Below are 13,665 nucleotides of genomic sequence, written 5' to 3'. Positions count from 1 at the left end.
GCTGAGACGATAGATTTCACAGCTGCATATTGCGAAATACAAGCTACCTATATGGTATTAGAAAATTCGCCGTTAAATAATAAAAGGGGTCAGGGTTAAATTAAATAATTAAATCTAAATCTGCCTCTTTTCTGCAACAAATCAATGGGTCAGATCACTTTGATCCATAACTACTTAAACTATTTAAGTAAATTACTTTTTCTAGTAATTAGTTAACCACTCTGGTAAAAATAAATAATTAAGAAAAATGAGTGATGACTCGGTAGAAAACGGTCCAATCGCTTGCTATTAAATTGTTATGTTTACTTCAATCCCAGAATGTTAAAGGAATATTTATGCCAATAAAAAAATGGATTGTTCAATACGCTATAGCTCTACCAATTGTTTTTGTTCTGCTGGCTGGTGTTCAATACTTAAAAGGCCGAAGTCTAGAGTACTCTATTGAATTCGGCATTTTTTGGGCCTTGATATCGGTAACCATTTTTGCAATTAGACGTTTCTACAATTATCGTAAGAATATTAATTGTGATATTTGCAATGATTTACCTAATAACAATCAAGACTCTGGTGGTAGGTAAACTTAAAAACGCCTAAACTCCGACAATGTTAAATTGTCATGGTTTTGGCAAGCAACCCAAAAAAGCTACGCCAACACATTGTGTTAGGCGGGCGTTATTTTACTAATGGAGAATTCAGTGAGAATCATCGGAATAATTTTACTCGTCTTAACTTCTACATATGCAAATGCAGGTGTTGAAAATGAAATCAAATCAGTGATCCTTGAAAACCTTAGAGCTACTCAGGCTGAAGAGATGGAATCAGCCCTAAAAACAGTTCATACAGCATCAGGTGGATATGCAGCAACTAAGCAAATGCTACAGCAAATATTTTCTACCTATGATTTAAAATATACTTTAGTGGAATATAAGTTTGTTGGGGAAGAAAGCGGTTATGCTTATGCAAGAATTAAGCAGTTAACCGAAAAGATAAATGGTCCAGAATTTAGAACTAATGAACTTGAAGCTCTACAGGTGTTTAAGCAAGAAAATGGTGTTTGGAAAATGTGGACACAAGCTAACCTTAGTATCACGTTTAAATAGTAATATAACCAAATAAATGGGGTCAGATCACTTTGATCCATAACTACTTAAACTATTTATGTAAATTACTTTTTCTAGTAATTAGTTAACCACTCTGGTAAAAATAAATACTTCAGAAAAGTGAGTGATGACTCGGTAGAAAAACGCACGATTCGCTTGCTATTAACATGTTAGGGGTACCATGAAGCTAATATATTCTCTTATTTTAGGTCTGTTCACGTTATCTTGTATGTCTAGCGAAATAGTATCTTGTGAGCCAAAGCAACTCTATAAAGGAGATAAATTTACTATTTCTCTAGAAGTTCCTCATGGAGCTGATTTTCTTATATCAGGAGGCAAAGGGTTAAACTATGAAGTTTGCTTCTGGTATCCAAAAGGTAACACTGGCAATCTTAAGACACTTTATGAATATCAGGAATGTGAAACTATTGAAACTGTGGAGCTTATAGCTGGAGTAACTAAGATTAGATACATAGACCGAAGTGTTTCCAAAAATGGTGTTTATGTTCCCCAATATGGTCCCGTGTTTAGGGATATAGGTGAATATGAAGTTATAGTCAGTCCAAACATAGAAACAGAAGATGCGCTAATATCTCAGTGTAAAGTTAAATATTTGGGAGAGAAACCCTAACAATCAATGAGGGCTGATCACTTTGATTCCAATTTAGCTACAAGGAATTAAAACAGAGGTCCATCTTTAACACTTAATAAAAGCGAACATTTAGTTCGCTTTGTTTTTTTATTTTTCTTACCGCTTACCGCTAGAATTTCGCTAAAGGATAATAATAAGATCATGGCTCACCAAATATATTCTAACTCTGTTAACGTACTAAATAAAAATGTAAAACTCACATTGCTTACTTTATTAGTCAGCAGTGTCTGCTTATCTACTTCAGCTCTGGCTGAAGCAAAAACCGTAAATGAGGCGCTAGAATTGACTAAAGAACAATTTACCAAACAGCAATTGACCCCAAATAAATTAACCAAAGAACAAGTGATTGAAAAATTTTCATTAGAGCATCATTTTGAAGGTGGGTATTTTCGTCAAACATTTAAAGCAGATCATAGAGACAAGGTAACGACTGCTCGTGGTGATAGAACCACTATGACGGCAATATTTTATATGTTGACGGATGATAATAGCATTGATCATTTCCATACTAAATACTCTGACGGTATTGAGTTTTATCACATGGGTGATCCAATTACTTATCACATGATTTACCCCGACGGACATTACGAAAAAGTGGTTGTTGGTCCGGATATATTAAACGGACAGCAACTACAACTTGCGGTTCCAGGTGGTACTTATAAAGCGGCAGAATTAAGCTCTGGAAGTTATGGTTTAGTTAGTGAAGCTGTCGCACCAGGTTGGGAGCCAGAAGATATGATAGATGTTAGTAAAGAGGAATTACTCAGTAAATTCCCTCAACATAAAATCATCATTGAGCGTTTAGCAAATAAGAAATAGCTGTTTAACATCCAATAAAAAAAGCGAACACTCAGTTCGCTTTGTTTTTCTTATAGCTTAAAACTTACGGCTTACAGCTGCTTACCTTAAAGTCTTCCAGCCTTAAAGCCCTCCCGCCTTCTAGCCCTCAAGCTTTCCAGCTGCTTTACCTTCAAACCTTCATATCAATTATTTCCATTTCTTAAGTTTCACATAAGTTTCAAGGTTTATTCTATTGGCATACCCAATTTAATAGGCGATTACTGTGAACAACAAATTAATCAAACGTTTTGTGTTAACCATTAGTTTATTTATGTCCTTTGCTTCCTTGTCAGCTCCCATTGACACGCCAGAGGATCAACTACAAAAAATGTTAAGCCAACATAAAGGCCAAGTTGTGTACTTGGACTTTTGGGCGTCTTGGTGTGGCCCTTGTCGTAAGTCATTCCCATGGATGAATATGGCTCAAAGCAAATACAGTGAATTAGGTTTTTCTGTGATCAGCATTAATTTAGACACTGAAATGCCACTTGCTAAAGATTTCTTAAAAGAAACCCCTGCGTCTTTTCCTGTTATTTACGATCCTGACGGAACCATAGCGCAAGCTTATAAAATCAAAGGTATGCCAAGCAGTTACTTAATTGACCGTGATGGAAATATTGCTAAAGCGCATACGGGATTTTTTACCAATAAACAGGATTTATACCAGCAAGAAATAGAAAACTTATTATCTAAAAAAGCAGATGGCTCGGTGAGTGTGTCTGATCACAAAGTGGAGTATTAATGATGAATTTAAAAGTGAAATTAGTCTTGGCAACGGTTTGTCTTTCAGCTTTATCGGGGTGTTCGTCACTTGGCGTACAACCTTGGGAAAGAGACTTGTTAGCAAAAAAAGAAATGGAGTTAACCAGCTCACCGATAGATGCCGCTTTGGATGATCATATTTATTTTAGTAAAGAAGCGTCAAGTGGTGGACGTGGTTTTGCTGGTGGAGGTTGTGGATGCAATTAAGCAATAAAAAACCAAACGTTGCTAAGTTATTAACACTGGCAACTTGTTCACTGTTAGGTACGGCACCAGATGCTATTGCCGCAGAGGACACAAACCAATGGCGCTTTGATACAGCATTAATGTATTACGGTGAGTCTGAACGTGTGACGGCGGTTGAAGGGATCATTGCTGCCAGTAAAGAGTTTTCTGACCAGGAGTTTTTGAATTTAAAACTGACTTTAGATACGTTAACTGGGGCATCTGCCAATGGTGCCGTTGCGCAACCTAATGTGCAAACCTTTACTCGTCCGTCAGGCCGAGGCAGTTATGATATTGAAGCTAAGGACACGCCGCTGGACGATACGTTTAGAGACTCAAGAGTGCAAGTTAATGCTCAGTGGTCACAACCGTTAGCGGAGAATTACTTAGGATCCGTTGGGGCTTATGTTTCAAGTGAACATGATTATTTCTCGCTTGGTTTTAATGCCAATATTGCTCGTGAGTTTTACAACAAAAACACTACCTTGTCTTTTGGTATTGCAGCAGCTCAAGATCAGATATCTCCAGAAGGTGGTTTACCCACGCCGTTTAGTGAAATGCTTACGGTTCAAGATGGTAACGCCAATGGACTTAATCGACTAGGAGCTGACGATGATAAAACCACGGTGGATTTATTGTTTGGTTTAACTCAAGTTATTAACCGCAAAATGATCATGCAATTTAATTACTCATACTCGCAGGTTGATGGTTATCAAACTGACCCGTATAAAATTGTCAGTGTGGTTGATAATAATGGTTATGCATTGCGCCAGCTTTACGAGTCACGGCCAGAATCACGCAATAAAAACAGCGTGTTTTGGCAAACTAAATATCATTTAACGAATTCGGTACTCGACTTTTCATATCGATACTTATGGGATGACTGGGACGTTAAGTCACACACCTTTGATGTTAGGTATCACATACCGCTTGAGGGGGCTTATATAGAGCCGCACGTTCGTTATTATCAACAACAAGCTGCTGAGTTTTATCAGCCATTTTTACTAGACGGTGAGCCAACACCTGAAAATATTAGTGCTGATTACCGTGTTGGAGAAATGAATGGTTTAACGCTTGGTGTTAAATACGCCATGGAGTTAGAAGGCGACTCTGAATTGGCCTTTAGATTAGAGTTTTTCCAACAAACACCAACGAACCCAGGTTTTGAAACGCCAGGGGTGTTAGCTGACGTGGAATTGTTTGAAAGTGTCTCTGCGGTTGTGGCACAAATTAGTTACTCTTTTTGAGTATCGCTTTGACAATAGTTTTGATGATTTTTTGAGTAGCAGTGTGAGAAGAATATGAATAAACGAGTATTTGATGTTTCGGTAAAAGGCACTTGTTATTGCATTGGTTTTGATGCCATGGCAAGTCCCTGTGAAGTACTGATTGAAACTGATGATGCTCAGTTGGTTAATAAATTAGCGCAACAAATAACGGCTGAAACTTGGCGAATAGAAGACAAGTTTAGCCGTTATAACCCTAACAGTCTTGTTAGTAAAATGAACAAGGCAATGGGAAAAAGTATACCAATCGACTTAGAGACATTTAGGTTGTTGGAATTTGCGAATGAGTGTTTTTTATTAACCGACGGTTTATTTGATATTACCTCTGGGCTATTAAGAAAAGTCTGGCAGTTTGACGGCAGTAATAACATACCAAAGCAGTCGCAGATTAATGCCTTGTTGCCCCAAATCGACTGGCAACAAGTTCGTTATACGGACTCAAGTATTACTTTGCCAGCAGGCATGGAAATCGACTTTGGTGGCATAGGTAAAGAGTATGCAGTGGATAAGGTGGTTCAGCTTATTGCTCAAACGTCGGATGCGCCTGTTTTAGTTAACTTTGGTGGTGATTTATGCGCGTCCAAAGCACGCAAAAACAACGAACCTTGGGTGGTTGGTATTGAGCTAAAAGGCATAAAAGAAAATACGGAAACCATCATTTCTTTTTCCCAAGGTGGGGTAGCCACCAGTGGCGATGCCAACCGCTATTTGCTGAAAGACAATGTTAGGTATAGCCATATTTTAAATCCTAAAACAGGATGGCCAGTGCAAGGCTCAGCAAATTCAATAACGGTAGCGTCGCATAATTGTGTTCAAGCCGGAATGATAGCAACGATATCTATGTTGTTAGGCAAAGATGGGCAAGAATTTCTCGAACAAAATGGTTTTAAGTATTGGCTGTTTAACAACCAATAGCTTAATTTCTATATAAATTAAAAGGTAACCTCACAATGGTTAAATCTAAATGTATTTTTAATAATATGAGACAACTGTTGTCACACGTTATTTTATTAGTATTGCTGACGACATCAATGTTTAGCATGTCTTCCGAAAGCCAACTCGATGAAGCTTCAGCAGCAGAGGTTGAATTTTTATCTGCCGATGAGGCATTTAAATTTAGTTATCAGAAAGCGACTGTTAATCGCGAAAGCGCCGACACTAACTTCAGTAATGCTGTCAGTATCAGTATTGATATAGCACCAGGTTATTATCTTTATAAAAGTAAAATCAAAGTGATGCTAGGCAATCAAGTATTGACCAATATTGACTTGCCAAGAGGCTCGGCTCATTCGGATGAATATTTTGGTGAGCAGGAAGTGTATCGAGATGAGCTTAATTTCATCCTTGAGCTAAGTCAGACCGCACTTGAAAATGAAGTAAAACAAGAGACTGAACTTAAGATCCGTTATCAAGGTTGTGCTGACTTACAGCTATGTTATCCACCAATCACTCAAAAGATATTATTAGCTGATTTAGGCTTGTCTAAAGATCTAACTCAAACCCAAACCGCAGGTCAAGCTCAAGCCACAGGCCAAACAAAAACAAAAAGTGAACCTGCTACAAACGCGGGTGAATTGGATGCATTTTTAGACTCTGAAAATGTAGCTTGGAGTTTGTTTGTGTTCTTTCTACTAGGTTTAGGTTTGTCCTTTACGCCTTGTGTTTTTCCAATGTATCCAATTTTGACTGGCATTATTGTTGGTCAAGGTGAGGCTATTTCCGTTAAACGAGGGTTTTTATTGTCGTTCTTTTATGTGCAAGGCATGGCAATTACCTACACTATGTTAGGTGTTATTGTGGCCTTTGCGGGAATGCAATTTCAGGCTGCGTTTCAACATCCTGCGGTGCTTATCGGCTTAAGTATATTGTTTGTAGTATTAGCTCTGTCTATGTTTGGCGTAATTAACTTAGCCTTACCGGCGAGTTTACAGTTAAAACTGAATGCAATGAGTAATCAACAAAAGGGCGGTTCTTATGTAGGCGTTACCTTAATGGGCGTTATCTCAGGTTTAGTGGCGTCACCTTGTACCACTGCGCCATTAACCGCTGCGTTATTATATATTGCACAAGACGGTAATGTGCTATTTGGCGCTTCAGCCTTGTATGCGTTAAGCATAGGTATGGGCATTCCATTACTGATCTTAGGTAGTTCTGGTGGTAAATTATTACCAAGAGCTGGTGCTTGGATGAATGTAATAAAAAGTATATTTGGTTTCTTATTGTTAGCGGTTCCGGTTTTATTATTACAACGCTTTATCCCTGAGTTTTATGGTGAGCTATTATCAATTGCATTGTTACTGTCTTTTTCTATCTACTTGTATGTAGCTAATGGCGCTAAGTCTGGTCAAGACGGTTCAGCAGGTTTTTGGTATGGTGTAAGAAGCTTAGTTATATTCTTAATGCTGTTTTTTGCCAGCCACCAAGCTTATGATTTACTTGTGCCAAAAACGTCAAATAATATGGCGAATAACAGCGCACAAACTCAAGAGCGTCACTTTAATCAAGTGGCCTCATTAACTGAGTTACAAAGTGAAATAGCCCTTGCGACACGAACGGGTAAAACGGTTATTGTCGACTTATACGCGGACTGGTGTATTGCTTGTAAAGAGTTTGAGAAATACACCTTTAATCAAGCTAACGTGCAAAATGCGTTTGAAAATAGTGTGTTGTTACAGGTTAACCTTACTAATAGCTCGTCGGCGTTAAGTAAAGAAGTAATGAAACAGTTTAATGTATTGGGCTTACCGACTATATTATTGTTTGATAAAGCTGGTAATGAATTGACTAATTCTAGAGTGACTGGTTACATGTCGGCAGATTTATTCACCGCGCATCTAGAGCAACACTTATGATCAGCGCCTAGAGTAAAACGCTTAAAGGCTAGTTACCGCAGCATCCAAAGATTTGAGAACCATGAGAATATTATTAGTAGAAGATGATATACCGTTAGCACAAGGCCTAAAACATTCACTGCACAGAGAAGGTTATGCTTTGGACTGGGTGCAATTTGGCCAGTTAGCTATCGACACGGTAAACTCAGGTGATGTGGATCTGGTTATTCTTGATTTGGGTTTGCCCGATATGGACGGTTTGTCAGTATTACGTAAGCTCAAATCATTAAACAAATTGTTGCCTGTGTTAATATTAACAGCACGGGACGGAGTGGAGAATAAAGTTGCGGGGCTGGACTTAGGCGCGGATGATTATTTAGCGAAACCATTTGATATTGCCGAATTATTGGCGAGAATAAGAGTACTGGCTAGGCGAATTAACACACACCAAAGTTCTATCATTAGCATTATGGATGTAGAGCTTGATGTAAAAGCCAATTTAGTTAAGTTTCAGCAGCAAGACGTTGAGTTTTCTCGTCGCGAATATATGATAGTCAAAGCGTTAATGGAAAGCGCTGGCAGAATTCAATCTAAAAACCAATTGGAAAATAGTCTGTACGAATGGGGTGAAGAAGTGAGCAGTAATACAATTGAAGTTCACATTCATAATATTCGTAAAAAGCTGCCAAAAGAATTTATTAAAACCGTAAGAGGTGTGGGTTACATAGTGAGAAAAAGCTAAGTGTCAATTCAACGACAACTCTTATTACTGATCATTTCAGCGGTTACCTTAGCGACATTTTTTGCTGCGTTACACGGTTATCAAGACAGCAGTAAACAGCTAGATAACGTGTTTGATCAAGAGCTGGTATCCATTGCTGAGTTTATTGCATCAAACAGTTCTGACGAGCTATCTAACGCATCACCTGCAATAGAAACGTCTAACCATAAAGGCGCAATCGTTAATCATTTTGTCTTCCAAGTGTTTCATCAAGGTCAGTTAATTAATAAAAGTAACAATGCGCCCAATGAGCCAATTGTTGCTGATCAGCAAGACAACGTAGCTGGTGGTTTTAGTGAGCAGACATTTAATAATTTAAGATGGCGTGTATATTCGTTAGGGGGTAACGGTAAACGTGTGTTGGTAGCGCAGCCTATTGAATATCGAATTTTATCGGCTGAGTCGATACTTTTTGTGACTATTAAACCAATTGTTTTTACCATTCCAATTATTGCGTTTTTGATCTTTTACATCATCAATAAAAGCTTAAAACCTTTGGTCGAGTTGTCCCAGCAGCTAAAGTTAAAAAATAGTGACGACTTAACTCAGCTGCATGTTGATAATTTACCGCAAGAATTAACGCCAGTTGTTACTAGGCTCAATAGTTTGTTAGTTAAATTGGACAATGCTTTTGACCGAGAAAGGCAATTAACTGCCAACGCAGCGCATGAGTTACGTACACCTATCAGCGTATTAGCTATTACAAGCCATAATATTTTACAAGACTTTAATCAGCAGGTATTAGAACAAAGCTCACTGGAAGAATTGCAAAGTAATGTTGAGCGGATGGCGCATGTTATTGAACAAATTATTGCATTGTATCGATACTCTTCCGACAACTTTAAAGACACGGTTAAGCCTGTCGAGCTAGATGAAGTGTTAAAAGAAGTCATAAGTAATAATTACGAGGCCTTGGCGAACAAAGGCCAAAATATTAGTTTACTGCCATCTTCTAAGCCGCAAGTTATATTGGGTGAGTCGTTTGCACTGTATACCTTGTTTGAAAATTTATTAAAAAATGCCATCAAATACAGCGGCAATAACAGTGAAATTCAATTTCAAATTACAGAACAAGCCAACGGCGTAAACGTGAGTATTGAAGACAATGGCGTTGGTGTCAGTGATGAGGAGTTGGACAAGTTATTTCAACCCTTTTATCGAGCAGGTTTGACTAAGTCCAAGTACAAGCAATCGCAAGTCATTAAAGGTTCAGGTTTAGGCTTGTCGATTGTGAAACACATAACTGACTTACACCATGGCGAGATAAACTGTTACCACAGTACGTTAGGTGGATTAGGTGTGAAAGTGTATTTTCCTATGAACCATTTTGCTAAACATGAGGCGTAATTGATCATGTTTAAGAAATTATCTCCGCAGGCTTGGACCATATTATTTACTGCATTTTTAACTTTTCAGACGTTTGCTGAAACCCAAGTGTTTTATCTCACTTTAGAGGATCATGTTTTTACCCCGTCATCGTTAGAAATACCGGCTAATAAAAAAGTCAAAGTGATCATTCACAATAAAGATAAGGTGCCAGAAGAGTTTGATAGCTTTGAGTTAAACCGAGAAAAAGTCATTTTCCCAGGCAAAAAAGCCGTTATTTATGTCGGCCCTTTACCCGCTGGCGAATATAAATATTTTGGTGAATATCATCCCAACTCTGCAAGAGGCAGGATTATTGTGAAAGGGGACGCCAATGTTAATTAATACGGTTGTGCTGTTCTTACGTGATTTATTACCGCTGTTTATTTTTATTTGTTATTTAAAGGCGACGTTAGAGTCTCAGGTTTTTACCTTAAAATATCAGCTGATTAGTGTTGTATTTGGCATTTTAGTCGCGGCGTTATTGTTTATAATTGCTGAGCCGTTGAGCGAATTTTTTGAGGGACGTGGAAGCGAATTAACCAAAGTATTGTTACTGATAATCTTTTATTTAAGCATGTTAGTTGTCAGCATAAAGTCAGAGCTGCCGTCCTTATTTAAGAAGCTCGTACCTTCAACGTTAGTAGCTAAGATTGCAGCTGTTAGTTTTGTTTCATTGATTGCGGTAAATGGCAGTTCGTTTTTGATTTTCCTAGACGTGTATCTGCAGTTAAATATGTCGCCACTGGATGCCTCAATTGCAGATAACCAAGCACTGAATGTTGTGATTGGTTTTGTGGTTGGCCTTGGTATTTGCGTCAGTTTTAGTGTGTTGTTCTTATTTATTTTAAGAGAACTAAAACAGTTAAATAAGTTATGGTTGGTAAAAACAGGATTGTTTTTATTTATTGCAGGTCAATTTAGCTATATCGTTTCCCAACTGACTCAAATAGACATGCTCTCAGCTGGTTATCCTGTCGTTAACTTTAGCCAATATATTCAAGATAGCTCGGAGTATGGTCATATCTTACATGCGCTGATTGGTTTTGAAACATCCCCGTCGTTTAACTTTTTACTGGTTTATTTTATCTCATTTTTATTACCTATTTTGTTGTTGAACACCCTTAGGTTTCGCTTACAAAGCCAAAATAAAATTGCACCGCAATATAAGGAAGATTTATGAAAAAATATATAAGTGCAAGCTTTGGTGAAGTGCTTAAGCTTGTCACTGGCATATTACTTTCATTGAGTTCAATGGTCGTTCAAGCGGACGGTGTGGTTGTTGATAAAGTTTATCATCCGTATGTGACCGCCAATGAAAAAGAGTTTGAATGGCGCTTATTGTCCAGTGAAACGGATGAAGCTAATCGACTGGCTCAGCGTTTAGGTTATGGGCAATCCATTTTGGAAAATCTGGCATTAGACTTTTATCTGATAGCGGAAAGAGACGATTATAAAGACTTTACCTTGCAAGCAGTAGAAGTTGAGGCCCGTTGGATGATGACAGAACAAGGCCAGTATTGGGCTGACTGGGGCTTATTGTTTGAGGTAGAAGCGGCAGAACGTAACGACAATAAAAGCTTTGAAATCACCTCAGGGTTAATATTTGAAAAAGAATTTGGCAAAAAAAGCTTAACCATGAATTTGTTTCTTATCCAAGAGTGGGGTGATGTTATTCCAACGGAAATGGAAACTGAGTTTAGGTTGAAATATCGCTATCGTTATTTACCTGGTTTTCAACCAGCGATAGAGCTTTATACTGGAGAAGATTTTTTGGGTATTGGCCCAGCTATGATGGGTGTTCATCGTTTTAAAGGTCAGAAACAACTAAAGTGGGAAGTCGGTTTTATAACGGAAATAGCCCATTCTGGCAAAGATCATTCGTTAAGATTTGCGTTGGAGTATGAGTTTTAATCTATGATTTTAAGCGTATGCTAAAAATAGATAGCAATAGAGCGTTGGCACTAGAACGTTGGCACTAGAACCTTGAGGAGACTGTTATGTTAACAAAAGACAATACGGGACTGATAGTAGTGGATATTCAGGGCAAACTGGCTCGGTTAGTCCATGACTCTGCGGCGTTAATTGCTAACTGTGAAAAGCTTATTCAAGGTGTCCACGTGTTAGAGATACCAATAATTACCTTGGAACAAAATCCTACCAAGTTAGGTGCTACGGTTGATGAACTTAGCACTTTGTTAAATCCTAATAAACCTATCACTAAGTTTACTTTTAATGGCTGCGAACAAGCTGAATTTGTCGATGCGGTTAAGCGTGCAGCTAGCAGTATAAACAAAGATAAACAAATAAATACTTGGTTAGTTTGTGGTATTGAAGCTCATATCTGCGTGTATCAAACCGCAATGGGATTGGTAGATTTAGGTTATAAAGTTGAGATTGTGACTGACTGTATTTCTTCCCGTACTTTAGCCAATAAACAACTCGCGGTGAATAAATTAGTTAATAACGGTGTTGATATAACTGGATTGGAAATGTGTTTGTATGAGCTTGTTAAAGGCTGTAATGAACCTGAGTTTAAACAAATACTCGGTTTAATTCGATAAAGAGTAAATCCAGTGCTCAAGACAAAACTTAACCAGAATAAAAGAGTAAAGCATGACAACTAAAAATAATGACGACAAGCGTTTTGAATATACCATGTCACAACAAGATAAGCCTCTTGAAGATCCGCTAGCGGCAATAAAATCCATGCGTTTAGAGCAATTGGCTGTGTGTCGGTTAAAAACCGAGAAAGAAATGCAAGGGATGAAACAAGAACTGCTAAGTAACGAGGTTGAACAGGATAAAACAGAGCATAACAAAGCCAAAAACGATGATTGATATAGCGTTGTTTTTGTTCTTTAAATTATGCTCATAAATATTTGAAAATATATTAACGAGTCACTTTACAAGGTCTCCAACTTTCCACCACGTTCTACTGCTTTTTGATAAGCCGGTAATGCATCAATTTGTTTAAGGTAACGTGCAATATTAGGAAATGCCGATAAATCCATACGAGTCGTTGAAGCTTGTAATGGAAAACTCATTTGAATATCTGCACCACTTAGTTCTTCACCCGTTAACCACGTACTATTTGCTAAGGTGTTTTCTACCAATTCTATTTGTGGCGTTAAGCGTGGCGTAATAAACATATCCTGTATTTTTTGGCTTAACGTTTTGGCAATCGGTTTTACAAAAAATGGCATTGGATTTTTTGGCATTTTCATCATAACCAGCTTCATCACTAATAAAGGCATTAATGAACCTTCAGCAAAATGTAACCAGTAACGATAATCCAACAAAGCTTGGCCTTTTGTTGGACGTAAACGTTTATCTGTGTCGTAGCTATCTAACAAATATTCAATAATCGCCCCTGACTCAGCAATGGTTAAATCTCCATCTGAGATCACAGGAGATTTGCCAAGTGGGTGAATTGCTTTTAACGACTCAGGTGCCGATGAAGTAACAGGATCTCGTGTGTATTCTTTGATCTCATACTCAAGATCAAGCTCTTCTAATAACCATAAAATACGCTGTGAACGTGAATTGTTTAAATGATGTAGTGTGATCATATTGCTCTCTTTATTCTTGATTTTTGAATCTTGTTTGTTTCATTTAATGTAATTGGTATTAAGCTACAAGGTCTTCTTTTCATTTAGGTTTAATCCCATGATAAATCATGGAGTTTTATTATTAAATAGAGTGAGGAGCATAAAAAAAGATACGATTTTGATAACATTTGTGAATGACCAAAGTTATAAAAAGTATGTTATGTTTATTTGTATTGAGCTCTGATTTATTATTAACCATATAACGGATGTCT

Annotated in this window: 17 protein-coding genes; 16 read left to right on the top strand and 1 reads right to left on the bottom strand. The window is 37.7% G+C overall.

Annotated elements, in window-relative coordinates:
- The first annotated feature begins 335 nt into the window (after window positions 1-335).
- The 16 genes from Q0940_RS16815 to Q0940_RS16740 all read left to right on the top strand — a co-directional run bounded on the left by Q0940_RS16815 (window position 336) and on the right by Q0940_RS16740 (window position 12,683).
- Entirely contained in the window at window positions 336-578 is a 243-nt protein-coding gene (locus Q0940_RS16815) for a hypothetical protein (protein WP_299271068.1), read from the top strand.
- A gap of 117 nt (window positions 579-695) precedes the next feature.
- Complete coding sequence (locus Q0940_RS16810) at window positions 696-1,100, top strand: hypothetical protein (protein WP_299271067.1); 405 nt, start codon at window positions 696-698, stop codon at window positions 1,098-1,100.
- 229 nt (window positions 1,101-1,329) lie between these two features.
- Window positions 1,330-1,731, top strand: coding sequence for a hypothetical protein (locus tag Q0940_RS16805; protein ID WP_299271065.1), 402 nt, complete (start codon window positions 1,330-1,332; stop codon window positions 1,729-1,731).
- 303 nt (window positions 1,732-2,034) lie between these two features.
- Complete coding sequence (locus Q0940_RS16800; RefSeq protein WP_299271075.1) at window positions 2,035-2,571, top strand: cupin domain-containing protein; 537 nt, start codon at window positions 2,035-2,037, stop codon at window positions 2,569-2,571.
- Between the two features lie 244 nt (window positions 2,572-2,815).
- Window positions 2,816-3,334 (top strand): TlpA disulfide reductase family protein, encoded by a 519-nt coding sequence (locus Q0940_RS16795; RefSeq protein ID WP_299271063.1) that lies wholly within the window; start codon window positions 2,816-2,818, stop codon window positions 3,332-3,334.
- Between the two features lie 2 nt (window positions 3,335-3,336).
- Window positions 3,337-3,561: a DUF4266 domain-containing protein gene (locus tag Q0940_RS16790; protein ID WP_299271073.1), complete on the top strand. Its 225-nt coding sequence runs from the start codon at window positions 3,337-3,339 to the stop codon at window positions 3,559-3,561.
- The gene (locus Q0940_RS16785; RefSeq protein ID WP_299271062.1) at window positions 3,552-4,826 is read left to right on the top strand and encodes a DUF3570 domain-containing protein; all 1,275 of its coding nucleotides are present in this window, start codon (window positions 3,552-3,554) and stop codon (window positions 4,824-4,826) included. The genes Q0940_RS16790 and Q0940_RS16785 overlap by 10 nt, the downstream gene beginning before the upstream one ends.
- A 54-nt stretch (window positions 4,827-4,880) precedes the next feature.
- Window positions 4,881-5,780 carry an FAD:protein FMN transferase gene (locus tag Q0940_RS16780; RefSeq protein WP_299271060.1) on the top strand — a complete coding sequence of 300 codons (900 nt, stop codon included), beginning with the start codon at window positions 4,881-4,883 and terminating at the stop codon, window positions 5,778-5,780.
- A gap of 35 nt (window positions 5,781-5,815) precedes the next feature.
- A complete protein-coding gene (locus tag Q0940_RS16775; protein WP_299271058.1) occupies window positions 5,816-7,717 on the top strand; it encodes a protein-disulfide reductase DsbD in 1,902 nt (633 codons plus the stop codon).
- Window positions 7,718-7,778: 61 nt separating this feature from the next.
- A complete protein-coding gene (locus Q0940_RS16770; protein WP_105052403.1) occupies window positions 7,779-8,438 on the top strand; it encodes a response regulator in 660 nt (219 codons plus the stop codon).
- Window positions 8,439-9,824, top strand: coding sequence for an ATP-binding protein (locus tag Q0940_RS16765; RefSeq protein WP_299271054.1), 1,386 nt, complete (start codon window positions 8,439-8,441; stop codon window positions 9,822-9,824).
- Between the two features lie 6 nt (window positions 9,825-9,830).
- The gene (locus Q0940_RS16760; RefSeq protein WP_299271052.1) at window positions 9,831-10,187 is read left to right on the top strand and encodes a cupredoxin domain-containing protein; all 357 of its coding nucleotides are present in this window, start codon (window positions 9,831-9,833) and stop codon (window positions 10,185-10,187) included.
- Window positions 10,177-11,025 (top strand): hypothetical protein, encoded by an 849-nt coding sequence (locus Q0940_RS16755; RefSeq protein ID WP_299271050.1) that lies wholly within the window; start codon window positions 10,177-10,179, stop codon window positions 11,023-11,025. Before Q0940_RS16760 ends, Q0940_RS16755 begins: the two co-directional genes overlap by 11 nt.
- A gap of 71 nt (window positions 11,026-11,096) precedes the next feature.
- Window positions 11,097-11,756: a hypothetical protein gene (locus tag Q0940_RS16750; RefSeq protein ID WP_229793322.1), complete on the top strand. Its 660-nt coding sequence runs from the start codon at window positions 11,097-11,099 to the stop codon at window positions 11,754-11,756.
- An 86-nt stretch (window positions 11,757-11,842) separates the two neighbouring features.
- Complete coding sequence (locus tag Q0940_RS16745; RefSeq protein ID WP_299271049.1) at window positions 11,843-12,406, top strand: isochorismatase family protein; 564 nt, start codon at window positions 11,843-11,845, stop codon at window positions 12,404-12,406.
- A 52-nt stretch (window positions 12,407-12,458) separates the two neighbouring features.
- Window positions 12,459-12,683, top strand: coding sequence for a hypothetical protein (locus Q0940_RS16740; protein WP_299271048.1), 225 nt, complete (start codon window positions 12,459-12,461; stop codon window positions 12,681-12,683).
- A gap of 65 nt (window positions 12,684-12,748) precedes the next feature.
- Here the strand turns inward: Q0940_RS16740 and Q0940_RS16735 are convergent, their stop codons facing one another.
- Complete coding sequence (locus tag Q0940_RS16735; RefSeq protein ID WP_299271046.1) at window positions 12,749-13,414, bottom strand: glutathione S-transferase; 666 nt, start codon at window positions 13,412-13,414, stop codon at window positions 12,749-12,751.
- Window positions 13,415-13,665 lie beyond the last annotated feature (251 nt).

The organism is uncultured Psychrosphaera sp. (genome assembly GCF_947500655.1).
Taxonomy (GTDB): domain Bacteria; phylum Pseudomonadota; class Gammaproteobacteria; order Enterobacterales; family Alteromonadaceae; genus Psychrosphaera.
Note: the sequence above shows the minus strand (reverse complement) of the source record. Positions and strands in the feature narration are given on the sequence as shown.